Annotated in this window: 21 protein-coding genes; 10 read left to right on the forward strand and 11 right to left on the reverse strand. The window is 40.3% G+C overall.

What is annotated here, in order from left to right; translation table 11 throughout:
- The first annotated feature begins 10 nt into the window (after positions 1 to 10).
- Together V7K98_RS13680 and V7K98_RS13685 are read left to right on the forward strand one after the other, a co-directional pair.
- Positions 11 to 2,536, forward strand: coding sequence for a sensor histidine kinase (locus V7K98_RS13680; RefSeq protein WP_335022599.1), 2,526 nt, complete (start codon positions 11 to 13; stop codon positions 2,534 to 2,536).
- Between the two features lie 63 nt (positions 2,537 to 2,599).
- The gene (locus V7K98_RS13685) at positions 2,600 to 4,363 is read left to right on the forward strand and encodes a sensor histidine kinase (protein WP_335022601.1); all 1,764 of its coding nucleotides are present in this window, start codon (positions 2,600 to 2,602) and stop codon (positions 4,361 to 4,363) included.
- A 339-nt stretch (positions 4,364 to 4,702) separates the two neighbouring features.
- On the opposite strand, the gene V7K98_RS13690 is transcribed toward V7K98_RS13685, so the two are convergent.
- Positions 4,703 to 5,272, reverse strand: coding sequence for a Uma2 family endonuclease (locus V7K98_RS13690; RefSeq protein WP_335022603.1), 570 nt, complete (start codon positions 5,270 to 5,272; stop codon positions 4,703 to 4,705).
- A 123-nt stretch (positions 5,273 to 5,395) separates the two neighbouring features.
- Between V7K98_RS13690 and ureE the strand changes: the two genes are divergently transcribed.
- The 3 genes from ureE to ureG all read left to right on the forward strand — a co-directional run bounded on the left by ureE (position 5,396) and on the right by ureG (position 7,232).
- The gene (ureE, locus tag V7K98_RS13695; protein WP_335022605.1) at positions 5,396 to 5,839 is read left to right on the forward strand and encodes an urease accessory protein UreE; all 444 of its coding nucleotides are present in this window, start codon (positions 5,396 to 5,398) and stop codon (positions 5,837 to 5,839) included.
- The gene (locus V7K98_RS13700) at positions 5,814 to 6,506 is read left to right on the forward strand and encodes an urease accessory protein UreF (protein ID WP_335022607.1); all 693 of its coding nucleotides are present in this window, start codon (positions 5,814 to 5,816) and stop codon (positions 6,504 to 6,506) included. Before ureE ends, V7K98_RS13700 begins: the two co-directional genes overlap by 26 nt.
- A 129-nt stretch (positions 6,507 to 6,635) precedes the next feature.
- Positions 6,636 to 7,232 carry an urease accessory protein UreG gene (gene ureG, locus V7K98_RS13705; protein WP_335022609.1) on the forward strand — a complete coding sequence of 199 codons (597 nt, stop codon included), beginning with the start codon at positions 6,636 to 6,638 and terminating at the stop codon, positions 7,230 to 7,232.
- Positions 7,233 to 7,404: 172 nt separating this feature from the next.
- Here ureG and V7K98_RS13710 read toward each other — a convergent pair whose 3' ends face one another.
- Positions 7,405 to 9,270 carry an ABC transporter ATP-binding protein gene (locus tag V7K98_RS13710; protein WP_335022611.1) on the reverse strand — a complete coding sequence of 622 codons (1,866 nt, stop codon included), beginning with the start codon at positions 9,268 to 9,270 and terminating at the stop codon, positions 7,405 to 7,407.
- A gap of 124 nt (positions 9,271 to 9,394) precedes the next feature.
- The gene (locus V7K98_RS13715) at positions 9,395 to 11,002 is read right to left on the reverse strand and encodes an IS1182 family transposase (protein ID WP_335022613.1); all 1,608 of its coding nucleotides are present in this window, start codon (positions 11,000 to 11,002) and stop codon (positions 9,395 to 9,397) included.
- Positions 11,003 to 11,249: 247 nt separating this feature from the next.
- Here V7K98_RS13715 and V7K98_RS13720 point away from each other — a divergent pair, with 247 nt between their 5' ends.
- The 3 genes from V7K98_RS13720 (at position 11,250) to V7K98_RS13730 (ending at position 16,395) form a co-directional block, all read left to right on the forward strand.
- On the forward strand, positions 11,250 to 11,906 hold the full coding sequence (locus V7K98_RS13720; protein WP_335022615.1) for a nuclease-related domain-containing protein: 657 nt from the start codon (positions 11,250 to 11,252) through the stop codon (positions 11,904 to 11,906).
- Positions 11,907 to 11,957: 51 nt separating this feature from the next.
- Positions 11,958 to 12,929, forward strand: a complete 972-nt coding sequence (locus V7K98_RS13725; protein WP_335022617.1) for a caspase family protein — start codon at positions 11,958 to 11,960, stop codon at positions 12,927 to 12,929.
- Positions 12,930 to 13,032: 103 nt separating this feature from the next.
- Positions 13,033 to 16,395: an AAA domain-containing protein gene (locus tag V7K98_RS13730; RefSeq protein WP_335022619.1), complete on the forward strand. Its 3,363-nt coding sequence runs from the start codon at positions 13,033 to 13,035 to the stop codon at positions 16,393 to 16,395.
- A 96-nt stretch (positions 16,396 to 16,491) separates the two neighbouring features.
- Here the strand turns inward: V7K98_RS13730 and V7K98_RS13735 are convergent, their stop codons facing one another.
- The 3 genes from V7K98_RS13735 to V7K98_RS13745 all read right to left on the reverse strand — a co-directional run bounded on the left by V7K98_RS13735 (position 16,492) and on the right by V7K98_RS13745 (position 19,965).
- Positions 16,492 to 17,694: an SUMF1/EgtB/PvdO family nonheme iron enzyme gene (locus V7K98_RS13735; protein ID WP_335022621.1), complete on the reverse strand. Its 1,203-nt coding sequence runs from the start codon at positions 17,692 to 17,694 to the stop codon at positions 16,492 to 16,494.
- Positions 17,695 to 17,895: 201 nt separating this feature from the next.
- Positions 17,896 to 18,438 carry a single-stranded DNA-binding protein gene (locus V7K98_RS13740; protein WP_335022623.1) on the reverse strand — a complete coding sequence of 181 codons (543 nt, stop codon included), beginning with the start codon at positions 18,436 to 18,438 and terminating at the stop codon, positions 17,896 to 17,898.
- Between the two features lie 270 nt (positions 18,439 to 18,708).
- Positions 18,709 to 19,965, reverse strand: a complete 1,257-nt coding sequence (locus V7K98_RS13745) for an FAD-dependent oxidoreductase (protein ID WP_335022625.1) — start codon at positions 19,963 to 19,965, stop codon at positions 18,709 to 18,711.
- 174 nt (positions 19,966 to 20,139) lie between these two features.
- Here V7K98_RS13745 and V7K98_RS13750 point away from each other — a divergent pair, with 174 nt between their 5' ends.
- Positions 20,140 to 21,456, forward strand: a complete 1,317-nt coding sequence (locus V7K98_RS13750) for an ABC transporter ATP-binding protein (protein WP_335022627.1) — start codon at positions 20,140 to 20,142, stop codon at positions 21,454 to 21,456.
- Between the two features lie 196 nt (positions 21,457 to 21,652).
- Positions 21,653 to 22,147 carry a hypothetical protein gene (locus V7K98_RS13755; protein WP_335022629.1) on the forward strand — a complete coding sequence of 165 codons (495 nt, stop codon included), beginning with the start codon at positions 21,653 to 21,655 and terminating at the stop codon, positions 22,145 to 22,147.
- A 57-nt stretch (positions 22,148 to 22,204) separates the two neighbouring features.
- Here the strand turns inward: V7K98_RS13755 and V7K98_RS13760 are convergent, their stop codons facing one another.
- The 5 genes from V7K98_RS13760 to V7K98_RS13780 all read right to left on the reverse strand — a co-directional run bounded on the left by V7K98_RS13760 (position 22,205) and on the right by V7K98_RS13780 (position 26,400).
- On the reverse strand, positions 22,205 to 22,435 hold the full coding sequence (locus V7K98_RS13760; protein ID WP_335022631.1) for a DUF433 domain-containing protein: 231 nt from the start codon (positions 22,433 to 22,435) through the stop codon (positions 22,205 to 22,207).
- 226 nt (positions 22,436 to 22,661) lie between these two features.
- Positions 22,662 to 22,937 carry a hypothetical protein gene (locus V7K98_RS13765; protein WP_335022633.1) on the reverse strand — a complete coding sequence of 92 codons (276 nt, stop codon included), beginning with the start codon at positions 22,935 to 22,937 and terminating at the stop codon, positions 22,662 to 22,664.
- Between the two features lie 97 nt (positions 22,938 to 23,034).
- On the reverse strand, positions 23,035 to 24,000 hold the full coding sequence (locus tag V7K98_RS13770) for a chlorophyll a/b binding light-harvesting protein (protein ID WP_335022635.1): 966 nt from the start codon (positions 23,998 to 24,000) through the stop codon (positions 23,035 to 23,037).
- 97 nt (positions 24,001 to 24,097) lie between these two features.
- Entirely contained in the window at positions 24,098 to 25,132 is a 1,035-nt protein-coding gene (locus V7K98_RS13775; protein ID WP_335022637.1) for a chlorophyll a/b binding light-harvesting protein, read from the reverse strand.
- A gap of 509 nt (positions 25,133 to 25,641) precedes the next feature.
- Positions 25,642 to 26,400: an alpha/beta fold hydrolase gene (locus V7K98_RS13780; protein ID WP_335022639.1), complete on the reverse strand. Its 759-nt coding sequence runs from the start codon at positions 26,398 to 26,400 to the stop codon at positions 25,642 to 25,644.
- Position 26,401 lies beyond the last annotated feature (1 nt).

The raw sequence follows: 26,401 nt of genomic DNA on the forward strand, positions 1-26,401 counted from the left end.
GGGTCTAAGAGTGGATGAAATTGTAAAATCACCCCATAAACCAGATGTCCAACCAGAGAAGATCACTCTGCTGGAAACAATTGCTGCCAATTTACCGGGGATAATTTTCCAAATTCTGCAACGGCAAGATGGTTCTGTGTTTATTCCTTATATTAGTTCTGGTTGTGAATATTTGTATGAATTAAAACCAGAAGCTTTACAGGTAGACTTTCAGGTGATATACAACCTAATTCATCCACAAGATATAAAAGCTTTTGTAAAATCTATTACTATTTGTAGTACCACTTTTAAACCTTGGCATTGGGAAGGTCGGATTATTACGCCTAGTGGCAAACTTAAGTGGATTCAAGGTAGTTCGCAACCAGAACGACAAGAAGAAGGCGATTTTCTTTGGAATGGCTTAATTTTAGACATTACAGACCGAAAAAAAGCTGAAGAAAAATTACAAGAGAGTGAGGCGCGGTATCAAGCAATTTTGGATGCTATCCCTGATTTGATGTTTCGCATCAGTCACGATGGTGAGTATCTAGATTTGAAAAGTGAGGGTGCAAATGTCATTCTTTCGAGAGAAGAAATAGTTGGGAAGCATGTGCAAGAGTTATTGCCTAGTGATGTTGCAACCATTAGCCTAGAAGCGATCGCTAAAACTTTAGATTCTGGAACTTTGCAAACTTGCGAATATCAACTACCAACGCCTTTGGGAATTAGAGATTATGAGGCGCGGTTGGTAGTGAGTGGTGAAAATGAAGTACTAGCAATTGTCCGAGATATCACAGAACGCAAACAAGCAGAAATCGCTTTACAAAATCTGGCCCAGAAATTTGCGAAAGCTTTTAGTTGCAGCCCTGATTCCATTACCATCAGCACGCTGCAAGAAGGGCGCTTTATCGAAGTTAACGACAGTTTTGTAGAACTTGCCGGTTATCAGCGAGATGAAGCGATTGGTAAAACTTCCTTTGAGTTAAATCTTTGGGTAAACGATCGCGATCGCTTAAATTTGTTACAGGAGTTGCAAACTACAGGAGTTGTTCGCAACTTGGAAGTTGGATTTCGGCAAAAGTTTGGCAAGATCATTACAACGCTGCTTTCAGCCGAAGTTATTGATTTGGATGGTGTTCCTTGTATCTTAGCCGTCCATCATGACATTACAGAACGCAAACGGGTAGAAGCACAATTCCTTCTTTCAGCACAACGCGATCGCTTGTTGGCAGAAACCTTAGTCCGAATTCGATCTTCCCTTAACCTAGAGGAAATTCTGCAAATCACCGTCACAGAAGTCAGACAATTTCTGCAAACAGATCGAGTTTTTATTGCTTTAAATAATGCCAAGTTAGGAGTCAGAACTCTTGCCGAATCAGTAGATCCCAAGTATCCATCAGTCTTAGGTTGGTCTACTAATGATGAAGCTTATTTACAAGAATTAAGAAACTTATTAAAAGATAATCTTGTGCGTGTCGTTGAAGATATTACACAAGTAGCACTATCTGCCAAAGTTAAAGCACACTATAAAAAATTCCAAAGTAAGGCTAGCTTGGCAGTACCAATTATGCTAGACAATGAATTATTTGGTGCATTAATTGCCAATCAATGCTCAGGTTCGCGTGATTGGCAGCCAATAGAAATTGATTTGTTACAGCAGATGTCAGAACCAGTAGCGATCGCTATTCAGCAAAGCCAAATATATCAAAAACTCGCAGAACTTAACACTAATTTAGAACACCAAGTAGAAGAACGAACAGCACAGTTGCAGCATAAAATGCAAGAAGTTGAAACATTGCATCGCATCAAAGATGTTGTTTTGCACACAGTTGCCCACGATTTACGAACTTCAGTCATGGGTAACTTGATGGTGTTAAAAAATTTGCTAAATCAGGGAATGGCGAGTGGCGGAGAAGAATTAATAACCAATGCCCCATGCCCAATCCCCAATCCCCAATCCCCAATCCCAGTATCTCGCTCAATAATCGAGCGGATGATTCAAGGCAACGATCGCCAACTGGCAATGATTAACTCATTGCTAGAAATGCATTCGTCGGAAAAACAGGGTATGAACATTAAACTTGAACCTGTGCAATTTAACATCCTACTGGAAGGAATGTTCACCCAGTTGGAACCCATGCTGATCCAAAATCAAGCGACTTTGAAGAAATTGGTTCCCACAGATTTACCATTAATAATGACAGATGGGACTCTGTTGCAGAAAGTTTTGATAACTTTAATCACATATAGCTTGCAAAATAATCCACCAGGATTAAATTTAACTCTGAGTGCCACTGTTGAGCGGCGAATGATTCGCATTCAGATTCAAGATGATGGTGTGGTAATGAGTAAAGTAGAGTGCGATCGCCTTTTCGATCTCCATGTCCGCGATCCCCAAGACTGTTGTTCTACAAGCATTGGCTTAAAAATGTATCTTTGTCGGAAAGCTATTGAGTCACATGGCGGCGAAATTGGTGTTATTAGTAACCGCAAGCGCGGATTAACTTTCTGGTTTACATTACCTTTGGCAACTTCATCAGCAACAAATCGCCCATAAATCACCAAAAAATGAGAAGGTGTTATTTATAGCAATATTGAGTAAGGAAAACACCCTCAAGGTATGGGCAAAGTTGCTCGGATGCTAATGGCCACTCAATTTACAACAGTAAAAAGGTTGTGGAGACAAACCTTTTCTGCACCAACGAGAGATGAAACTACTACTCTTTACAGAGCTTGGCGCGATCGCTTTTTGTGGCAGAGATTGCGTTTATGGTTATGGCTGGCGCTGATTTGTCTGTTTTCTTTTACTTTGCGAGACATTTACAGCTTGTTTTTCCCATTTCAAGAGTTGCAGGAACTGCCAGAAGTACTTAGAACTCAAAGCCTTGTAATCAATATTGCAATGCTCTTGAGTATACTAATCTGTTTTGCCTTACATAAAACTAAATTAGGTCGTAATCGTCCAGATTTATTATTTTTAGGGTCTTCTTGGGCAATTAGTCTAGCATCGCAGTTGTTTGCCACCCTCAGAGGTTTTGCACTACCCGATCCTATTGGTTGGTCACTGCTATTCTTGAGTCAAGCTGTATTAATGCCAGTCTGTTGGATTGTTCACTTGTTATCACAAGTGGGTGTATTACTTTACTATTTTAGTGTGAATACGGCACTTGGGCTAAAGACACCAGTCCCTGAACACCCAGAAATATATAGCGTAACATTTATTTTATACATTTTTTGGTTTTGTACTATATGTGATATAGGTGTTTATCTATACGATCGCCTGCAACGTTCTGAGTTTTACGCCCGTCAAGAACTGGAATCTGCCTATCAAAAACTCAAGGTTGCAGAAACTAAATATCGCACCATTTTTGAAAACGCTGTTGAAGGTATTTTTCAAAGCAGTCCCGATGGACGTTACATTACAGCAAATCCTGCTTTAGCACGCATTTATGGCTACTCCTTAGCGGAGGAGGTGACAGCAAATTTCACCGCCATTGAACAATTGTACGTTGATCCGAACCGCCGCGCCGAATTTGTCCGCCTGATGGAAAAGTATGGCAGCATTTCCGAGTTTGAATCCCAAATTTATCGTCGAGACGGAAGCATTGTCTGGATTTCGGAAAAAGCCTACGCAGTGCGCGACGAACATCTTCAACTCCTTTATTACGAAGGTTTGATTGAAGATATTACCCAGCGCAAACAAACTGAAGCAGAACTACGAGTATTTTTCCATGCAGTTTCTCACGACTTACGCAACCCAGTGCTGGGTACTTTAATGGTGCTGAGAAACTTGCTTGCATATCCAGAGGGAAATATTTCGATTTCCCGCTCAATTTTAGAGCGAATGATTCAAAGTAGCGATCGCCAACTAAGCTTAATTAATTCGTTGATGGAAGCTCATCTAGGCGAAATTCAAGGTGTAGTTTTGCAACGTCAGCCTGTAAAACTACTGACGGTTGTGGAAGCTGCGATCGCAGATTTAGAGCCATTGCTTGAGCAAAATCAAGCCAAGCTAACAAATCTAGTATCCACAGATTTGCCACTAGTAAATGCAGATACCACACAACTATGGCGAGTTTTTTCTAACTTAATTGTCAATGCTTTGAAACATAATGCCCCTGGTTTGCTATTGACAATTAACGCTACTTGTGAAACTAGCATGATTTATTGTACTGTTAGCGATAACGGCGTGGGCATTAGTCAACAACAAAGCGATCGGCTTTTTGAGCTTTACTTTCGGGGTGCAAATATCCGCAATTCTGTAAGTTTAGGATTGGGCTTATATTTATGTAAGCAAATCATCAATGCTCACGGCGGTGAAATTGGGGTGAATAGTGCGTTGGATGCAGGGGCAACTTTCTGGTTTACATTACCTATTAGCTAGTACTCTGTCAAACCCCTTTTGACGCTTGGAGAGACGCGATAAATCGCCGTCTCTACAGAATATCTATTCGTCAATTAAGTAAGTCGGCGAGAAAAATTCAATGTATATGAAGAAATATAAATTGCGAGTAGCGTGTGTTATGCCGTAGGCTAACGCACCTTGAATTGTTGACGGTGCGTTGCACTGCGTGACAACGCACCCTACATTTAAATTTCTTAATATAGCTTGTGCCGTACTAAGCTGAAAATACTTTAATTTGCATCCTCAAAAAAATAAATCTCTTGTGGGGTGGGCATCTTGCCCGCCCTAGCTGTGCAAATTAAATGCACGACAGCTTAGTCATTCAGGAAAAAATAACTTGATAGAACAGCAAAATCCGGGTAAAAGTGGCGATGTGATTTCATCATCGCCTAACAAAGTAGCAACTAAAACCAATTGTGCTTTTTCTCGCCGATAAACTTCGACTTTTTGATTAAAGCGATCGACAATCCAATACTCACGCACACCTTGAACTGAATAAAGTTTCAGTTTTGCTTCTTTATCTCGAAGTTCATTTTGTTTACCAGGCGATAAAACCTCTATTACTAAATCTGGTGCGCCTGTCAAATGTCCCGCTTTATCTTCAATTTGCGCCAGTCGTTCTCGACTTACCCAAACGACATCGGGTATAACGCTATCTGCTTGCGAAAAAATCACTCCGGGAGCGATAATTGTTTCGCCTAAACCACTCGAATCTGACCAAACATCGAGTTGTCGGAATATTTTGCCACAAACTTGTTGATGACGGCGGTGAGGAGTGCGAGTCACAAAGAGTTCTCCATTAATAATTTCATAGCGCGTCCACTCATTTTCGGGTAAAACCTCTAAATCGTGAACTGTCCAGCGTACTCCCTCAATGGCTTGGTTCATGATTGTCCCCGTTTGGCTTGTTGCCTTTATTTGTCTAATTTTATCTTTTCTTCGAGAAAGGTAGCTAAGTAATTCGTAAAATTAGAACCATAATGAGAAACGGAAGTTAAAGCGAAACTTTGTATGATAACATTTACCCAACTTAAACCACCTAATCAAGATGCCGCAGTCGCTTTTACTCTGGCGCTGACAGCAGAAGAACGTACCCGTAGCCGTCATCGCTTTGAAATGGAAGATGGTAAAGTTGTGTTTTTACATTTACCCAGAGGAACTGTTTTACACGATGGTGATATTCTGCTAGAAGAAACCCATTGCAGTTTAATCAGAATTACTGCCAAACCAGAATTAGTAGTGACTGCTTTTGCCGAAACACCACTTTTATTACGGGCGGCATACCATTTGGGAAATCGCCATGTACCTGTAGAAATTACTCCAACTTATTTACGCTTGTCTTCTGATTCGGTTTTACGCACGATGTTGGAACAATTGGGGTTAGAAGTAAAAGAAGAAATTTTACCGTTTCAGCCAGAATTAGGGGCTTATGGACAACACCATCATGCTCACTGATAGCCATCTTTTGAGTATTTTGCAGCTGGCTAGCCCCGCTTTACCTGTGGGAGCATATAGTTATTCTGAAGGTTTGGAAATGCTCGTAGAAAATGGTACGATCGCTAGCCAGACAAATCTCAAAGATTGGTTAAAAGCCGAGTTGCTGTATGGGGCAATTCGGCTAGAGGCGGCGGTAATGCTGCGATCGCAACAATCTGCAAAAATAGGTGATGTTGAGTCCATATCCCGTTGGAATCTCTGGTTATCTGCCGCTAGGGAAACAGAAGAATTACGCGCCTCTAGTTGGCAGATGGGGCGATCGCTGATTCAATTACTTGGTAAACTAGAACCGCAGATTGTACCTATTGCCAATGCTGTGGGTAATCCTTGCAATTATGCGATCGCTTTTGGTATTGCGATCGCACATTGGCAAATTAGCATCAAAGCTGCATTACTCGCATATCTGCATAGTTGGGCGAGTAATTTGATTATTGCTGGCGTGAAACTTATTCCCCTTGGACAAACAGCAGGACAACAGTTATTGCTAGATTTGCAACCATTATTTAGCACTGCGACATTACAAATTTTGGCGTTGGAGGATGATGAACTCGCTTGTTGTAGTTGGGGTTTATCACTAGCGAGTATGCAGCATGAAACACAGTATACAAGGTTGTTTAGAAGTTAGGGAATTGGGAATTGGGAATTGGGGATTGGGGATTGGGAATTGGGGATTGGGGATTGGGAATTGGGAATTGGGCATTGGGGATTGGGCATTGGGCATTGGGCAAAAACTAATGACAAAGGACAAATGACAATGAATGCATTTAGAGTGGGGGTTGCTGGCCCGGTGGGTTCGGGGAAGACGGCTTTGGTGGATGCTTTGTGTAAGGGATTGCGTGAACAGTATCAGATTGCGGTGGTGACTAATGATATCTATACTCAAGAGGATGCTCAGTTTTTAGTGCGTTCTCAGGCCTTGTCTAGCGATCGCATTTTGGGTGTAGAGACTGGCGGTTGTCCTCATACTGCTATCCGCGAAGATGCTTCGATGAATTTGGCAGCAATAGAACAGTTAGAAGAACGTTTTATCGATTTGAATTTAGTCTTTTTGGAAAGTGGTGGCGATAACTTGGCTGCTACCTTTAGTCCCGAATTGGTGGATTTAACAATTTACGTCATTGATGTTGCCGCAGGTGATAAAATTCCTCGCAAAGGTGGCCCCGGCATTACCAAGTCTGATTTGTTGGTAATTAACAAAATTGATTTAGCACCTTATGTCGGTGCAGATTTAAGTGTGATGGAACGAGATGCTAAAAAAATGCGCGGTGAGAAACCTTTTATTTTTACTAATTTAAAAACTCAGTCAGGACTTGCAGATGTAATTAACTTTGTTTGCACAAATATCTGTTGAAAAAAGATTATAAGCCCGTGTTCATGTAGGGGCAATTCATGAATTGCCCCTACAAGTCTAAGGAACGTGGATTAAATAAAATGTAAAACTTTATCCTGTCTCTAGCTTCCCTCTCCTTAATAAGGAGAGGGATTGAGGGTGAGGTTGTATGTTATTTAATTCTTATTCCTAACTACGAAGCCCGTAAATGACGACTTCGCACGCGTTCAGGACTACCAGTAGGAATCGCTGCAATTAATTTTTGCGTGTATTCCTCTTTCGGTTCCAGGTAAATGCTTTCAGATGTCCCTTGTTCAACAATTTGACCGCGATTCATAACTAAAATGCGATCGCTCATAAATTTCACCACACTTAAATCGTGAGAAATAAAGATATAAGTAAGCTGAAAATCTGACTGTAATTCTTTGAGAAGATTTAATACCTGCGCCTGTACAGAAACATCCAGCGCTGATACTGATTCATCGCAGATGATAAACTTAGGATTCAATGCCAAAGAACGGGCTATGCAAATCCGTTGGCGTTGACCACCAGAAAATTGATGAGGATAGCGGTTAATTGCATCTGCACTCAACCCTACCCGTTCTAAAAGTTCGATTACTCGCTGCTTTCGTTGTTGCTTTGTCTTACCAACAGCGTGAATTAACAACGGTTCCATCACCGCGTCCCCAACCTTCATCCGGGGATCGAGGGAACTAAAAGGATTTTGGAAGACTATTTGCATTTCCCGCCGCAGTTTTTGCAACGGTTCACCTTTGAGGCTAGTAATATCTTGTTTCTCAAAGATAATTTGACCACTCATCGGTTCAATTAAGCGCAGCAGGGTTCTGCCAAGGGTAGTTTTACCACAACCAGATTCTCCCACCAAACCTAGTGTTTCCCCTGGTTTGACATCAAAAGAAACGCCATTCACTGCCATATTGTAGCGTTTTGTTCCACCAAATACCCCGCGCACCGGAAAACCAACTTTCAGGTTGCGGATTTGCAGCAGGGGTTCCAATTCATTGAAGTTTGCCAATCTTGTAGCAATCTCTTCGGTGGTGACATCTATGGGTTGTGCGGGTTCTTTTGCCTGAATAACTACTTGTCCCGTTGCTGTCTCCTCTGCACTCATGTAGTCAGAAACGGTGAGTAATTTTTGGGGACGGCGGTCAAGTTTAGGGCGACAAGCTATCAAACCTTTAGTATATGGATGCTGGGGACTGCTAAAAATTTGTTCAGCAGTCCCAGATTCGACAACTTTGCCTTTATACATCACCGCTACTTCGTCAGCAATTTCCGAAATTAGCCCCAAGTCGTGGGTGATGAAAATCATTGCCATATCACGGCTTTGCTGCAAGTCTCGCAACAAGTCCAAAATAGTCGCTTGCACCGTCACATCTAAAGCTGTGGTTGGTTCATCGGCAATTAAGATTAAAGGGTTGCAAGAAATTGCCATTGCAATCATTACCCGTTGCAACTGACCCCCAGAAAGTTCATGAGGGTAGCGTTCTAGCATGGCTTCTTTGTGTTCTTTAACCAACCGTGCCAACTTTGATGGTTCTGGTTTTGATGAAGTTTCGGTATACTGCTGCTGGATCTCCTCATCACTAGGTAAAAGTTTAACCTCTTGCAAACCTGCGATCGCAATTTGTCTTGCTTGGGATACTGAGACATTTTGATGTCGCACAATCGCTTCTGTTAGCTGAAACCCAATGTTATAAACCGGATTAAGCGAACTCATCGGTTCTTGAAAAATCATCGCAATATCGCCACCCCGGTATAGCTGCATTTGCTCAGGAGGCAATTTTACCAAATCGATGGGGTTGCCATTCTCCTGGGGACGAAACCAGATTTCACCGCCAGTAACTATACCGGGAGTTTGCAACAAACCCATCACAGCTAGGGCTGTCACTGATTTACCACTCCCCGATTCTCCGACTATTCCTAGAGTTTCACCTCGATGTAGGCTAAAGGAAATACCATCCAAAGCTCTGTTAATGTTGCCATCACCGGGAAATTCAACTTGTAAATTGCGAACCTCTAGGACAGTTTCTCTCATAGGAGTTGGGTAGAAATATTATCTTAAAATTATTTGGATTTTAACAAGAGCTTTGATCTATTATGCCGACAAATCTGGTTTTTACGCTCCCTAGAGAGCCAGTCCAGTAGAAGGTGTTGACAAACTAAACAGATTGTGGATTGTTAAAGCTAGCCATTTCTTGAGTAGTATCGGATATCCGAGCAAGAACGTGGAGATTGTGGACAACAGCCATACGTCGAAGGTCAAAAAGGTTTTTACGTAAGCCAATGTAGCGAGCTTTATCTCCTTGCCATTGACCAATATGAGCAAGAGTATGCTCAACACTGACACGTTCGCGGAGTTTGGCACGTCCGCTTTCAGTGGTTTGACGTTCGCGGAGTTCCACAAGTAAAGACTCATCTGGGTGAATTGAGATGCTACGATCAAGCTTGCTCTGGGTACATTGAGAACGTTTTGGACAACTGTCACATTCGTGTTTGGAGAAGTGAACAACACTCCCCTCTGTAAATGGTAAAGTGACTTCATTGGGACAACGAATTAAATGATTTTCCCAATCGAGAACAAAAGCTTTTTTATCAAAAAACTTACCGTTTTGAACTTTCCAAGCTTTACAAACAATAGTCATACCTGGGATGCGCTGTTTAACCCAATGACTAACCAAATATGCACGGTCAATTTGCAATTCTTTGATGTTTTCGAGAGTTAATTGCTGGGCATTTAAATCGGACTCAATCTCTGTAGTTACAGATGCTTCCGGTTCATTTGCTCTGGTAACACCAACAGCCCTGATCATTTGCAGTTCTAAATCTTTGAGAACATGACGTTTGTAACCGTCAACTTTTTGACTACGGCTTTTACGACCATGACGCATATCCTGATCCTCAATTGAAATGCGTCTTTCCTTAGCAACACCTTTACGGAGCTTTGGGGAACCATCCACTGCCTCCTCGACATCCTGCGCTTCAATTTGTCTTGCATCTTGAATGCTTTTGTTTACACGCTTGGTTGTCAAGTCATCCAAATCTGTTTTTTGTGTGACGCAAGATTCAACTGAGTTTAATGCTTGCAATATTGTAGACAGTTCCACATTACGAGCTTCTGGGTCATCCCAATCTAAATCCAAAGCGGCTTTCAGGCTCGTTCCCGTGATAATATCTGCCCCCATAGTCGCTGCAACAGTTGCTAAATCCTGTTGATAATTTTGGGCTATTACTTCTAGTGCTTTCCTGAGTGCATGACCTAATAAGTTGTACGTATCTTCAACTCTTGCTGCTCCCCATAATGGGCTTGAATCTAACGCTACTCTTAATGACTTGGAATTGTAACCTTTGCTCACATGTGCCATTTCAATTGTTTTCTCTACTAGCCTTCTATCAAACGATTTAGACATTAAAAGCGCACGAAATCTTACTAATGTTCCTTTGCCAAAAGGTGATTGTTCGCAATCGAGACAATCTAAAACTAGTTGCCATCGTCTATTCATTTCAATCGCTTCCATTGCCTCCTCATCTGAAACCCCTGTATATGCTTGTAGGATGACTACAAGTGCTAGTTGTGCAGGTGCTATTGGACATAACCCGACACTACTGTCTTTGAATACCGTTGCTAACTCGGTTTGAAAGTCTGAGTCAAATAATTCGTGGCGTATTTGCCTCAAAAATACGAATAATTTCGCTTTGCGTATACGTTTTACGACTTTTTCTTCTTTCGTTGACAGGGAGATTGGTGGGTTCCAGATTAATGGACGCATAGTGCAAGACTCCTAATACCGTATTCTCCAATAATTTAGCCTCTGCAAAAACTGTGCATCTTGTCAACTACTTCTACTGGACTGGCTCTCTAGCAGTTTTTCACCCACAACAAACATCACATACTTCCACAATATATACACATTTGCGATGTCCAACTGCTTGTGATTTCTGCAAATCGTCATCGGCTCATGGTATCCTCTGTTTTCAGAGTTCCAGTCTTTAACATAATAGAATTAACTAAAAAAATTGCCACCACGAACAAAACAGCCAGGAGAACAAATCCGTAAATTGGTTAATGATCGTCGCCAGTCTGCAATGCTGAGTTATGCATTTGCAGTGCTTGTTCTCATGGGGACAGTACTGTTATTCAGTATCTTCAGAACTTCTTTTGTGGGGATGTTGCTCTCGCTAGGGGCATTGGTAGGCTCATCCTACCTGTATCGTAATGGGCAACACTTAATGAAAAGAGCGAGTGATGCTCAACGTGGTGCTACAGCCGAAACCGAAGTAGCTAAATTATTGCGCCCTTTGGAACATCAAGGATGGAAATTAGAATACAACCTCCGAATTAGGAGATGGGGAGATGCAGATGTAGTGTTGCATTCTCCTCAAGGTAAGTGGTACGTAGTCGATGTTAAGTCCCATAGCGGCACTAAAGTTTATGAAAGCGGTCGTCTACGTAAACGCTACGGCAGGAATACCTTTGATTTTAACGAAGGTGATTTGATAGCCAAAGTTAAAGGACAAGCAACAGAAGTAAAACACTTAAAAAGCGCACGGTGGGTGACTGCACTGCTTTGTTTTACAAAAGGTAATGTCAATATTTCTAGCAATCAAGTTGATGGTGTTTATGTTGTAAATGCCGATAATTTAGTTAATACTTTGTTACACTTAGACAAGTAATAGATATTCTCTGTAAAATTGCTTAAGTATAACTTATATAGATAGAGTTAAATGAAAGTGAGCGATAAATTTACTCATGGTTATGCACTATTAATTGGTGTAGGGGAGTCTAAGTATAGTAAGTTTTCGCTACCAGTAACAGTAAAAGATACTCAAGCAATTTATGCTGCTTTAATTGACCCGCAACTATGTGCCTATAACGATGATAAAGATCATATTCGGGTGCTAAATAATCAAGAAGCAAATAAAGCAGCTATTCTAGAAGGATTGAATTGGTTAAAAGATAAATCAGCCACAGACCCACATGCAACGGTATTTGTTTATTATTCAGGACATGGCTGGGTAGATAAAAATACACAAAACTATTATTTATTACAACATGATGTTAAGCCAGCTAAACTCGCTAATTCTGCACTTGCAGCCGAAACTTTCACGGATGCATTAAGGCAGATAAAAGCAGAACGTTTATTAGTTGTGATTGATAGCTGTCATGCAGCAGGAATGGCAACTTCTAAAGAGGCCGATTTAGAGCTAGAAGAAGAATTTGAAGATTTTATTCGTGTTGCTCCATCTGAAGGTTTGATTGATAATTTGAAACAAGGCAAAGGTAGAGTAGTTTTTACTTCCTCTGAAGGAGAGCAACAATCTTGGATAAAAGATGAATCAAGTAGCATCTATACTTATCACTTTCTCGAAGCTTTGCAAGGTGCTGGAAATCAGCCCGGTGATACAGAAGTTCGGGTTTCTAATTTAATGAATTACTTAGGTAAAACTGTTCCTGAAAGTGCGCGTAAGCTGTTCAATGCAGAACAAATTCCGCATTTTGATATGGATGCAGGGGATTTTGTAATTGCCAAACTTCAGGGTGGTAAAGGTTTACCTGATAAGGGATGGGATGAAGTGAAACCCCAAGCTACACAAAAGATTAATAAAATTGCCCAGACGATAAACCAGTATGGAAAGTTTATCACGAATATTAATGAAGCTCGCTATCTGCATATTGGTGATGTGTACAACAAATAACTGCTGCGTAAAATATATACTTGGCGTAATTTTTATTAGTATCCCAGTTAATTAATAATAATACATAGAAAACTTAAATCAGTAAGGCAATCTGGAGGTAATTTTGAACGCAGCTAGCAAAGTAGATGCAATTATCAATGCGTGGTTCGATTACATTGCTTTGGATGATTACAGCAACGCTAGGATTGAAGCAGCTAATCAGGATACGGTAAAACAGCGTGGTGTCAAGCTAGCGAACGACCATGTATTGATTGAGTCAACCATTTTTTTAGAACTGCAACAAAAAGTTTCCAAAGTGCAACAAGGTCAACAGGAAACTTTGTGGGCATTGTCTTTCCCCCAATTTATTGATGTAGACAAGGGACAATCTTTTTTCTGTCCTCTGTTTAGTTTGGATGTAACATCTATCCTCAAAGGAGAGTACCGAGAAACTGGGTGGAGTCTTGATAAGTTAAAACTAATGGAAGCAGGAGATAACCTAGCCACCTTTCTTGGATTGGATGATGAACAACGTGAACAGTTGATTACCCAAGATGGACTACGACGATTTCTTGAAACCACATTTGGGCAAGAATTTCAGACCTATGAGGAGTGGATGCAACACGTTACGATACCTCGTCGCTACCAAATTCAACGACAGCCATACTTGTTTGCGTTTACAGGAGCAATATATTCTAGGAATCTCAAGCAAGACTTGAAAGAAATTAAATCAGGTTCCAAAAATTGGTTAAAACTAAGACATCCAGCTTATGAATATTTGTTCGGTTTGCCTCAAATCCCAAAACACGAAGTTACTTATATGGGTGCTTTCCCAACCCACGCACCGACTAAATCGCAATCAACAGCACTCAAGCACGCCCAAACCGAAGCAATGACGGCTGTCCAAGGGCCACCAGGTTCTGGGAAAACGACTCTTATCCTTCATCTCATTGCTCAACAGGTAGTCCAACGCGCACTCAGTCTAATTGAAACTGACCAAGACATTAATAACTTAACTGTTATTAGTAGTACCAATAACAAAGCTGTTGAAAATGTCATTGACAAGTTAGATGATTGGTTAAAAGATAAATCTTTAGAACATGATTTTCTGTATCTTAAAGGAGGGAGTCAAATTAATATCCAATCTACTGGTGGCGCTTTAGAACATTTACAGCAAGCACTAGACTATTTACAAAAGAATACTTTTGACAAAAGCTGTTTTGATACTCTAAAAAAGCAAATAAAACAAATTAAAAATGAGTTAGAGGCTGAAGAATCTAATTTTTTAGAAAAACGTCGCCAAAGAATCTTAGATGAAAAACGACTTACTGAAATTTTAGAAAAAATACAAACATTTCAACAGTATTTAGAAGAAATATTAGATACCAGAACGAGCTTTCAGAGACGAGCATCACAATTATCCGACTATGACAAACTTCCAGTAGAAGCTTATAGACAACTTGAGGTCATACTAAATACTGCTAAAATGCGACTACCGGAAGGAAAAATATCTTGGTGGAAGAAGATATTACTTTGGTTTTCTGGCAGAACAGAAAGACAGATTTTGACAAGAACGGCTGAAATCTGTCAACCAGCAATTTTAAACACTGTTAACACTATATTTCCTATCAAAGTTCCTGAAACTCGCAATGATTTAATTCAACAATCATGGTTAGTTAATGAACGACTAGCAAAAGCGGATGAGTTAAACACTGTAGCAGGAAGATTACAAAATATTTCTGGAGATATTGTAACTACAGAGCAAAAAAGAGATGAGGCAAATGAAGAGTTAGTTTTTTTAAGAAATAGGTTGGCTAATCAACTAGAAGATTTTTATGATTACTTTCATCAAAATTTTCATGCACAGCAGCAGGAACTATTTAAGTTATCACAGGAATTGCTTATTCAACAAGCACTATGCTATAAAGACCGTGTAAAATCTTCTTTAGAACTGTATTCAAATGTTCTTTCTAGAGATCGCAAAGATATCAAGAAGATGGCAGAAAATCTAAACGAGCATCTTAAAAATGTGAGTTTATTTTTTCCTGTCATTACTAGCACATTGCTTTCCATCAGAAATATACTTCCTTGGGTTAAGGAATGTGTTGACCGCACAATTGTAGATGAAGCGGGAATGATTCCTCTGCATCAAACATTTCCCTTATTGGTGCGATCGCGCAAAGCTATTATTGTAGGCGATCCTCTACAAATAGAGCCTGTAATCACTCTCAGTAACCAAAGACGCGATGATTATCGCCAAACAGCGTTTATTGACAGAGGATTAACTGAACTTGATTACCATCGTTACAGTCCAGAGGAAGAACATAGTGCTACTAGCTATCACCGTGCTGCTGGAGCAACTGGAGAAGACAATGATAAAGGTCAAGGGATTTGTTTGATTGAGCATTACCGTTGTCAACCTAGCATTATTGAATATTGCAATGCTATTGCTAAATATGGATTAGAAGTAAAAACAGAACTAGTTACTTCTTTATTAAACTCACACTTAGTTGCTTATCATGTTGAGGGAAATATTAGTAAGAATGTTAATGATGAAGAAATTTTGGCTGTGATTGATGTAATCCAGCACTTGCAAAAGCAAGGTTATTCATTACAAGATATCGGCGTTATTTCTCCTTTTAATGTTCATGCTATGGCTTTAAGAGAGGAGCTAACTCAAAAATTCTCTGGATTAGACAAAAAATCTGTTGGGACAATTCACACTTTCCAAGGTTCTGAGAAAAAGGTCATTATCTTATCTACAAAAGTGTGTGGAAGACAAGATAATGTTAATTGGCTTAATAAGCGCCCAAACCTACTTAATGTTGCAGTATCTAGAGCAAAAGAACTATTTATTTTAGTTGGTAATCTTCACAGATTACAAAAAGGCAGACTGACTGGTAAGCTTGTTGAACACATTGGGGAGCATGGAGATATCTTAGACTACAAATCTGAAGCTGAAATACCTCCGCAGCAGCCTGGAACTACTCTAGTTTATGATTGTGATCATTTAAAAGTTTTTAGAGAAGCTCTTGAGCAAGCTGAAGAAGAATTGGCAATTGTCACGCCTTGGATTCGTGATGATGAATCAAAACGGTTTGTGAATGATATTGTTTTAGCTTTGGAGAAAGGAGTTAAGGTTAGACTAATTTATGGTAATAAAGGTAGCGAAGATAATGATGGAAACGATGCTCAACTTGAAAAAGATTTGGAGAAACTCTTTTCTCAGTATCCCGGTTCGCATCTAACTTGTCTAGGTAAAAAAATACATATAGAAAGTAGAGGAACTAATGAAAAAATATTGCTTTGTGACACTAAATTTGCTGTAATAGGAAGCTGGAATTGGCTTTCTCATCCTTATAGAAACCACTGTAGCAGATCATCAATAAATTATAAGGTTCAAATTCGCAGAGAGACAAGCATACAATTTTCTGATTCATTATCTATCGATGAGATAAAAGCGAGAATTTTACAATTAATTATATAACATAATAATTCTCAAATTATTGTATGGTGTGTTAAGCATATATTTAGTAGTAACACATCCTACTTAAAATTTACTAAAAATTAATTACATTGACATCTAAGAACAGACAATCCGAAAACCAAATTCTTTATCAGTGACACTTGCATTTTCAGAAAAACGAGATGCAGAACGACATAAATAAGTAGGAGAATCCCAAGAACCCCCCCGCAAAATTCGATATTCCGAATTTCCATCATTCAGCCAAGAGCTACCATCTAATGGTGCGCCTTGATAGTCTTTGTGTTCATAGTCAGCACACCATTCCCAGACTAAGCCGTGCATATCATAAATTCCAAAAGTATTGGGTAGAAAACTGCCAACTTCTGTTGTCTGCTGGTGATAAATACTATTAATATTTTCACTTTGTCCACAATAATTTGCTAAATTAGTCGTAATTATTTTGCCAAAATGGAATGGAGTTGATGTTTGGGCACGACAGGCATATTCCCATTCAGCTTCGCTAGGTAAGCGGTATTTTCTTCCTGTTTCTCGTGAAATTCGCTCACAAAACTCTTGTGCATCATACCAAGAAATTCTTTCTACAGGTAAGTTATCTCCTCTAAAACAAGATGGCTCTAGTTCAAGACGGCGTTTAATTTTTGGAAGCTTTGCAATAACTCTCCACTGGGCTTGAGTAATAGGATACTTACCTATAAAAAATGGATTCAAAGTTACTATGTGCTGGGGACGTTCATCTTCAAGTGATTCAGATTCATCTTGAGGTGCGCCCATTTGAAATTTACCACCAGCAATAGAAACCATTTGCGATATAATGCCATCTGCTAAATTTTCTATAAAATAATCAGCTTGTTTAAGACAACGCTTAGTTTCTATTCCTTGAATGTCTACAGTTATGACTTCAAACTCGAATTGTGTAATAGCTGGTAGGATTGAAGGAGTAGATTGTTGTTTTTGTAAATTGCTTTTTTCTAGTAAATCTTCATTTACAGTTTGAGATAAAAAATTAGCTTGAGCATAATTTTCTTGAGGCAGTTTGTCTGGATTAATACTATGAAGTAGCTCCGTTAATACTTCTTGAATAACAGCTTTGATGGTTTGAGCATCTGTATTATAGTAAGTGCGATCGCCAATATGAATATCCTTGCCATCAGCAATATTTATAATGTTATTGCCCACTTGTAGGACTTTCTGATTATTGCTATTTTTCAGAAATTCTTCTAATAGTAAAATATCTTTATCATCTTGAATCCCATCCCGGATACGGTCAAATATGCCAACTAATTCGTCAGATGTAGTCATTTCCTATAAAGTGAAACGCTGTCCAAAAAGAATATATCGTTCTTTATTCTTGACTTGCCACTGGAGTCAGTGATGTTTTACCACAAGATGCAAAATATCAACGCAGACAAAAAAATAGCACATCCTAAAGGATGGCTATTGGTAGAAATTGTCTAATTGTAATGTTAGTTAGCAAACTGAATACACGCTCAACTACCAACTTTAGAAGGGAATATCATCTGGATCTGGTTCTTGCTCTTTCACTGCTGGATAAGTGGTTCGCTCATAATTTGTGGGTTGAGGTACGGGTTCGTAACTTGGCGCTGGGGTAGGTGCTGGACGTGGTGAATCGTAAGTGTTAACTTCTTTTTGTGGAGGACGAGATGCTGAAGATGCTTGTCGGGGAGTAGTTTCAGCAAATGATTGATTTACGGTTGCAGAAGGTAATGGATCGGTATTAAAACTACCTCCAACAGGTTGAATTTGTTGCACTGTCAATTCAGCACGTTTTTCTTTAAAACCTTCCATCGGAACAGTATTCATGCCTAAACGACCTACCAGGATGACGCGATCGCCTTGGTGATAGTTTTGCTGGATTTCTGTCGCTAAATTCCCCCAGCCGACAACTTTTAGGGTAGCTGGCGGATCTTCTGGTTTCAAGGAATTGGGAAACTGCACCAGCATTTCTGTAACTCCCAAATTGTCTGCTGTGTAGCGGAGTTGCGGCTCGTTAATAATTTCCGCCATCAAAACGCAGCTGTTCATTAAAATTACTCCTGACTGCAAAAAGTACTGATTGAAAAAGAGGGATTTTTCTATGTAGTGCCAATTAATATCTAGATATGTTTAATTGATCGCATTTTTTAATAATGCCTGAGTTTTTAGTTATTTCTAGCATAAAAGCCAAGCGATCGCTTTGAACAGCATTAAGTATACCGTCCGCCACTTTCGCTTGACTAAATTGAGCATTCAATTCTGCATGAGTAGTATAAGTGTACCATCTATTCCAGAAATATCAAAAATTCTTGGCAAAAATTAAGTCTTGACGTGAGAGGGAAAAACACCGAAGGCGATCAACCTGGCTGGTAGATCGCGCAAGATGGGGAAGCGCAAAAATGCAGGTGGTACAAAGGTGCTATTTGAGGTGAGAACGGGGGCAAATACCCGTTTTTGGATAAAAGTTTGAAACGCCTGAATGATGCGTGTGGGTAACTCGCGTTGACGTTGTACTTTTGCTAGGTCGCTAAGTTGTACTTTTCGGTTCTTAAGCGGTTTGCTGAGTACATTCGCCGCAACTACAGCATCTTGAATCGCGTAGTTAATGCCAACTCCACCCACGGGGGACATTATATGAGCTGCATCACCGATTAGTAATAGTCCTGGATGATACCAGCGTTTGACGCGGCTAGATTCGACCGAGAGAAAAGCTATTTGTGACCAATCATGTAAATTTTCGATGCGTTGCTGGAATTCTGGTACTACTTCCACAACAGATTTTTTTAATTCCTCCAAACCCTCAGCCCGCAGTTGTTGATAGCCTCCCTTGGTGATGACATAAGCAACTTGCCACTCATCACCACGATCAAGCATGGCGATGATTTTACCTTGACCAAAGCGCCCCATTCCCCCCTCTGAGTCTTCTGGCTGACGCGGTAGGCGAAACCAAAGAACATCCATTGGCGGCGACGTTTCGATGGATTCAAACTCACCCAGGTGGCGCAAACGTGAGTGGCGACCGTCTGCACCCACTGTCAGTATTGCCAGAACTTCATGCCAGCCACCGCTTCCCCGATAGCGGACACCTTGAATTACGCCATTTTCGGCAATTAATTCTTGCACATTCGCACCCATTACCAGATGGAAACTCGGATATTTTTGGGCTTCTTGAGTGATGAACTCCAGAAATTTCACCTGGGGAAGCATTGTAATGTAGGGGTAGCGGGTTTTTAGATGGCTAAAATCTGCCAATGTGACGGTATCTTCAGGAGTTTTAAACCTAATTTGGCGCATTTTTGCATGGGGGAGTTCTAGCAAAGCTTTACTAAGTCCCAATTCTTCCATAATTTCCATCACTGATGGATGAATAGTATCACCGCGAAAATCGCGATCGAAGTCTTTGTGTGTTTCCAGCAGCATCACCGAAATGTCTTGACGCGCTAATAACAGCGCCAAAACTGCTCCGGCTGGCCCCCCACCCACAATGCAACAATCTGTGGTTTGTACGTCTAGAATGTCATGGACAGGATTAACGCTTGGATCTTGGGTAATATTTTTAGGTACATCGGTAGTCATAACAACACCTCCTGACAGCCCTAAAATTAAGCGTAGTTTGCTTTTGATAGTGCAAACTATTTTGTTAACTTTTCGTATTTACAGAGAACGTGTATTATGGGCGCTAAACTGTCATTAGTCATTCGTAATTATCCTCCAATTCCCAATTCCCAATTCCCAATCCAATAATTAGTTGTGTCTCAAGTTGTTTTAGAAAACGTTTATAAAAGTTTTTCCCCACGTAAAGGGGAAAGTGTGACCTCACAAAACCAATCTCCTTTCACCTCTGGAGATAAAACTGATGCAGCCCAAGAACGTGCGGGAAGTGTTAATGTCTTGCGGCGGATTAACCTGACGATCGCAGATGGCGAGTTTATGGTGCTGGTAGGCCCTTCTGGTTGTGGTAAAAGCACCTTGCTGCGGTTAATCGCTGGTTTGGAAGTAATGACTGGCGGTAATATCTGGGTAGGCGATCGCTTGATCAATGACTTACCACCCAAAGAACGCGATATCGCAATGGTGTTTCAAAATTACGCCCTCTATCCCCACATGAGTGTGTACGACAACATCGCCTTTGGGTTACGCCGTAGGGGAAGCAGGGAAGTAGGAGTAGAAATTACTCCCTCATCTCCCTCATCCCCCTATCTTCAGACGTGGGCAGAAAATCTCTTCGTAGGGGTGACAAGAAAGTTACCTAAAGGACTGCGCTATGTTTCTGATCAGGAACGGGCGGTTGATCAACAGGTGCGTAGTGTTGCTCAACTGTTACAAATTGAAACATTGCTGAATCGCTTACCCAAACAGCTATCTGGGGGACAAAGACAACGGGTTGCATTGGGAAGAGCGATCGCGCGTGACCCCCAAGTATTCTTAATGGATGAGCCGCTTTCTAATTTAGATGCCAAACTGCGGGCGGAAACCCGCGCTCAAATTGTGAAATTGCAGCGCCAACTGGGGACAACGACAATTTACGTCACCCACGATCAAACAGAAGCGATGACAATGGGCGATCGCATTGCGATTATGTCTGAGGGTAAAATTCAGCAAGTTGCTTCTCCCCTAGAACTTTACAACCGTCCTGCCAATCTTTTTGTCGCAGAGTTCATTGGTTCACCACCAATGAATTTTATACCTGTAGAATTTCATGCCCCACAGTTGATTACGCATTCCCAGTTTCGTTTCACTCTTCCAGAAGTCTGGGGAAAAGCTCTACAAAAATACGATCGGAAAACTCTAATTTTAGGCATTCGTCCAGAACACTTAAACTTGAGTATGCCTGCCACCAAAAATTTACCAGTGCAAGTAGATTTAGTAGAGAATCTCGGCAACGATTCCTTTCTCGCCGTTAAGATTGCCGAACCAGGATCTCAACCTGCTACTACAGCTAATTACTTACAAGTGCGAATCCCACCAGACCGATTTGTCCAACCTGGTGAGCAACTATGGTTATCACTAACTCCAGAAAAAATTCACTTTTTTGACCCGGAAACTGAGTTGGCGATATTTCCATAAAATTAATTTCCCACTTTACTTTTTGCGAAGTAGATCATTGATATTTTGATTTGGGAAGTTAAAGTTACACTACCAAAATTACCAATTTTTCTACCTTAGATGATTATATTTAAGACTTCCTGTATTTTTCTATACTTTTGCTTTTTACCAGTGAAATATAACTTAGGTATAATACTTGGGATCTTTCTTTATTTATATGCAACTAGATAATCCAACATTAATTGGTGTATATATCGCTAGTATTACTGCTGTAACTAGTGTAACTACTAATTTAATCACTACTGTTATTTCTAACTGGTTTCAAAACAATAGAGAAAAAAGAAGCGAGCTTCAAGACATATATGTTGGTTGTATTAAGAGTCTTGCAACAGTATCAACTCTTTCGGGCGCTACTGAAAGTAATATGGATAATATAGAGCTATCTTTAATTGAAGCTAAAAAATACTTGGCTCTTTTACTAATACGCAGCAAAAAAAGGAATCAAATTAAGCTTATTGAAAAAGAAGTATATTTATTTACTTCAGGACAGTATGAACAGCTTTTAAACCAAACCAGTACAAATGTATTGCAAACTTCAGAAAAATATGAATATTTGCCAAATCAACGTCAAAAACAAGTTCTTAATGCAGCAGATATGATGCTTCAACTAATTATTAAAATTGCGCCTCAAGATAATAGACTATCGTTATAATTCTATATTATTCCTTTTCTATCATTGTCATAGTTATAAATCTTTTAATCAAAATTTTCATGCACTTATAAGAGGGACTTCAATCTCTTCAGCCCGCCATGCAGCGTAGGCAAGTGCCTCATAGATGTCGGCTTCTTCGAGGTAGGGATATGCTTTGATAATGTCGCTATTACTGTGTCTAGATGCCATTAAACCGATGATAGTACCAACAGTGACACGCATTCCTCGAATACAGGGTTTGCCGCCCATCACTTCAGGATTACGAGTAATTCTAGTGAGATTTTGCATAATTTTTGTAGAATGAGAGTAAAGTTATGGGATTGAGAAACTAAAAATGGCTGTGTCAATCTTTTTTATTATTGAACTTTTACCACCTTCCAGGCTAACTGATTGCTAATCTTCACTTAAGGATAATTGTAGCGACTGTTTTAAAAGTCAAGTGATCGCTTTGTTTGGGGAGATTTCTGAAAGCGATCGCACTCTTGTATCTCACTGAACGATGAATCAAATAAATTTAACAAAGCTTTCGTCGTCCCTTCTGGCAAGCATTACAGGCAGAAGTTTTCGGCTCAAAATCAATACAAGCGATCGCTTCCTCAGAACAAGCTTTTTTTGGATGTACAGTACATTTGAGGCGGTAGTCGTTAGTGAAATATTCACAACCAGAGCAAGGAATTTCATGCAGCGTCTTTAAATGAATTATCCCTTTTTTCAAAGTTAACCAGACACTACCAATAAATAAAAGCATTATTGTCCAGCCACAGAAGGCGCACAAAATCATAGTTAGCATTATTTATCCTCATCAAAATTCCAAAAAAATGCCTGCAATCGACTGCTGTTAACCGCAGGCATCGAACTTTATTTAGCTAGTGTTGAGCGAAACTTAATTAACTATTAGCTTGATGCGATCGCCAATAGTGCCAAACATAACCTAAGAAGGCCACTACACCAAGGAAAAACTGAATATCTGCTAATCCTAAACGTTCAGAACCGTAAAATTCTCTTGGAAAAACTGTCGTGTTATATCCCACAAATGCGGCAGAAATCCAAGCCATCAAAGCTAAACCCAGCAAGCTATAAGAAAGAATTTCTTCACCATTCTCAATTGGTAAAATTCGTCTTAACCAGCTAAAAGGTTGTACAAGAATATGCCATGCACCACCAGCAATTAAAATGAAGCCAATCCAAATATGTCCGCCAATGACATCTTCTAAGTTGTCAACACTTGCCATCCCTAAAGGAGTCCAGCTACCATTTTTCAGACCAACTAAGTAGCCAAAAATTGTTGACGGGTTTAAATTAGGATTGCTAATTAGACGGACATCTCCCAAATTAGTATCATAAATTCCGCCAAAAATCATCGCCTTTAGCACTAGCAAAAAGGCTCCTAAACCTAGAATTATTAGGTGATGACCTAAAATTAAACCCAATTGCTTGGGGTCATTCCATTCATAGTGAAATTTCGCTACTTGTCCACCGACATTATATAAAATTGCCGGAGCGCGAAAAACATGAAAAAGTCCGCCTGCGCCTAACACAGCAGATGCAACTAAGTGCAAAATGCCAATTACAAAATAGGGATAGGTATCGACTACTTCACCTCCAGCACCTACACCCCAGCCCAAAGTTGCTAAGTGTGGTAACAAAGTTAATCCCTGTTCATACATTGGTAAGTTAGGAACAAAACGTGTAACTTCAGATATTGTTATTGCTCCTACCCAAAACATAATTAAGCCTGCATGAGCAATATGAGCGCCTAATAATTGACCAGATAAATCAGTTAAACGGGCATTACCTACTAACCACGATAAATTTGTGTCTGCTGCTAAGGTTCTGTCAGTTGTAATTGTCATAGTTAAATACCTTTAAAAGTGGGGAGTGGGGAGTAGGGAGTAGGGAGTGGGGGAGGAATTTCTAACTCTTAACTCCTAACTCCTAACTCAGCACTTATTATGATTCGCTACCAATGGCATTTAATGCCTTTTCAATTTGCCTAAAGTCAACGCCAATTGCTCGCAGGGCGTGCCACAGATGACCTTGCAAGAAGAAAAACGCTAAGAAGAAATGAGCATTTGCTAACCATGCTCTAGAAGTGTAACCACCGTTAGCTAACTTAATGCTGTCAGCAAAATAAGGGCTGACTCCGAGTTTTACTTCCAAGGTAGAGCCATAAAACTCCACGGGATAAGCTAAGGTATTCACCGCACAGAAGTAAGCTGCAACAAATCCTGCTAAGGCAATACCGCCTAAAGAGTAGGAAAGGATGGCTTCACCGGAGAAGATTAAAAGCTTTTTCGCCCAAGGTAAAGGCTCTATGAGAATGTGCCAAATACCGCCGCCAATGAGTAACAAGCCTACATAAATATGACCGCCGACTAAATCTTCTAAGTTGTTAACAGTAGCAAAGTGGGTTTGATAGCCATAAATCACTAAGGGATTGAGGGTGGGGTCGGTGACAACTCGAACATCGTGAATTGTCGAGTCATACAGCCCTCCCCAGAACATGGCTTTTCCTACTAGGAGTAAAGCCGCTACTCCCAAGAAAATCAGGTGATGTCCTAAGATAAACCCAAGTTTTTTAGGGTCGTCCCATGCAAAGTGAAATTTCCGAGCGTTACCTGTGGCATCTTTTAAGTTTTTTGGAGCTTTGAAGGTGTGGAAAAGTGCCCCTGCACCAAGCACAGCAGAGGAGATTAGGTGTAAAGCGCCGATTACAAAATAGGGGTAAGTATCAACTACCTGACCACCTGCACCTACACCAAAACCCAAGGTGGCTAAATGGGGAAGTAAAATCAACCCCTGTTCGCCCATAGGTACTTGGGGATTGTAGCGAGAGATTTCAAACCATGTAAACGCCCCAGCCCAGAGCGTCGTCAGCGCTGCTTGTGCCACATGAGCGCCGATAAATAAGCCAGAGAGATTGGCGAAGCGGGCGTTACCAGTCCACCAATCAAATTTGAGGTTGGGATTGCCGTATGTCTGCATTGTTAAGCACAATTAGCAATTATTGCTAATAATATTCAATTAATTGGTTCTTGTCTCAGCAGTGAAATGTCGCGTGAGGACTATTAAAGTAGACCCGAAGCTTTTATCTGAACGAAGAGAGGTTCTTCCAATTCACCGCAGGCGTTATCGATCTTCGTCAGATATGACTTCTTGCCACATACTCTGCTTATTGACAGCTAACTACCAATTATTGAGATTACAAATTTAGTCTATTGAAAGTAATTCCTATTTAGGTTATCTCTTTACAAATTGTAATAATCAAGAATGGAAGGAAAATAGGCAACGCAAGCGGAGCGATGATAGTAACTATCACCGCTCTAACAACTCTTGGCTGCAAGCAAATATTAGTTTTTAAGCATGGGTTATCACCAAATCAAGGGTTTAAATCCCCGACTCCAACCGTCTTTAATTTTGAAGTAATGAGTAATAAGTAATGGGTATTTACTCATTACTCATTACTCATTACTGATTTAATCTGCTTTCTGCCTTCATGAATAATTTGTAGAAGTGCTAAGAGATAGTGGAGATGCTTCCAGTAAATGTGGATGGTGACATTGCCAAAAACTCAAAATCTCTTCGCCAACCTGTTGAGGGTAGAAGTAGTGAAAAAAATGATACCCTTCTGGGCATTCCCAGAGTTTATCTTCTGGCTTAAGCCAATTAAACCAGTCATGCAATGCAGTTGGGTTGACTACCGGATCGCTATTGCTACCACATACCATCATTGGCATAGAAACTCCACCCTTGGGCAAATAAACTAACTTAAATAAAGAGTGTGGCGAGGGAGATTGTTCTAAATCTTTATCTAAAGCAGCGACTAACTTCTTAGTGGTATGAGGTGGTTGATTTCCAAATAGACTGCGAACGTTGCTTGCTAAAACTAGCTCACGGCTAATATTAAAAAGTTGTCGCTGAAAGTAATAGTGAGCTTGCCAATTGTTTGCAGGTTGAGCAGCTACAGCCAGCATAGTGAGCGATCGCACTTTTTGGGGAAATCGTCGTGCAAAGGTTAAGGCGATCGCACCACTCATTCCATGTCCTGCAAAATGCACGGGGCGATCGCGGTATTCTAAAAACTCATACAGCAACTCCACAGCTTGATCTATGGAACTGCCTTCATCTTTGGTTTGCTGGTATTCCCACTGGGCGATTCTCATATACCCAGATAAGTAATCGAGTAATGGTTCATCAAAACGCTTCAAAACAGGACTAGCATTTAACCACAAAACATCAAATAAATCAGACATA

The sequence above is a fragment of the Nostoc sp. genome, from assembly GCF_036917435.1.
Classification (GTDB): domain Bacteria; phylum Cyanobacteriota; class Cyanobacteriia; order Cyanobacteriales; family Nostocaceae; genus Nostoc.

What these genes read in the sequence shown, in the direction of transcription:
- V7K98_RS13685 (WP_335022601.1), top strand. Translation starts at nt 2,600, where the DNA reads ATGGGCAAAGTTGCTCGGATGCTAATGGCCACTCAATTTACAACAGTA.
- V7K98_RS13690 (WP_335022603.1), bottom strand. Translation starts at nt 5,272, where the DNA reads ATGAACCAAGCCATTGAGGGAGTACGCTGGACAGTTCACGATTTAGAG.
- ureE (WP_335022605.1), top strand. Translation starts at nt 5,396, where the DNA reads ATGATAACATTTACCCAACTTAAACCACCTAATCAAGATGCCGCAGTC.
- V7K98_RS13700 (WP_335022607.1), top strand. Translation starts at nt 5,814, where the DNA reads ATGGACAACACCATCATGCTCACTGATAGCCATCTTTTGAGTATTTTG.
- ureG (WP_335022609.1), top strand. Translation starts at nt 6,636, where the DNA reads ATGAATGCATTTAGAGTGGGGGTTGCTGGCCCGGTGGGTTCGGGGAAG.
- V7K98_RS13710 (WP_335022611.1), bottom strand. Translation starts at nt 9,270, where the DNA reads ATGAGAGAAACTGTCCTAGAGGTTCGCAATTTACAAGTTGAATTTCCC.
- V7K98_RS13715 (WP_335022613.1), bottom strand. Translation starts at nt 11,002, where the DNA reads ATGCGTCCATTAATCTGGAACCCACCAATCTCCCTGTCAACGAAAGAA.
- V7K98_RS13725 (WP_335022617.1), top strand. Translation starts at nt 11,958, where the DNA reads ATGAAAGTGAGCGATAAATTTACTCATGGTTATGCACTATTAATTGGT.
- V7K98_RS13735 (WP_335022621.1), bottom strand. Translation starts at nt 17,694, where the DNA reads ATGACTACATCTGACGAATTAGTTGGCATATTTGACCGTATCCGGGAT.
- V7K98_RS13740 (WP_335022623.1), bottom strand. Translation starts at nt 18,438, where the DNA reads ATGAACAGCTGCGTTTTGATGGCGGAAATTATTAACGAGCCGCAACTC.
- V7K98_RS13745 (WP_335022625.1), bottom strand. Translation starts at nt 19,965, where the DNA reads ATGACTACCGATGTACCTAAAAATATTACCCAAGATCCAAGCGTTAAT.
- V7K98_RS13755 (WP_335022629.1), top strand. Translation starts at nt 21,653, where the DNA reads ATGCAACTAGATAATCCAACATTAATTGGTGTATATATCGCTAGTATT.
- V7K98_RS13760 (WP_335022631.1), bottom strand. Translation starts at nt 22,435, where the DNA reads ATGCAAAATCTCACTAGAATTACTCGTAATCCTGAAGTGATGGGCGGC.
- V7K98_RS13765 (WP_335022633.1), bottom strand. Translation starts at nt 22,937, where the DNA reads ATGCTAACTATGATTTTGTGCGCCTTCTGTGGCTGGACAATAATGCTT.
- V7K98_RS13770 (WP_335022635.1), bottom strand. Translation starts at nt 24,000, where the DNA reads ATGACAATTACAACTGACAGAACCTTAGCAGCAGACACAAATTTATCG.
- V7K98_RS13775 (WP_335022637.1), bottom strand. Translation starts at nt 25,132, where the DNA reads ATGCAGACATACGGCAATCCCAACCTCAAATTTGATTGGTGGACTGGT.
- V7K98_RS13780 (WP_335022639.1), bottom strand. Translation starts at nt 26,400, where the DNA reads ATGTCTGATTTATTTGATGTTTTGTGGTTAAATGCTAGTCCTGTTTTG.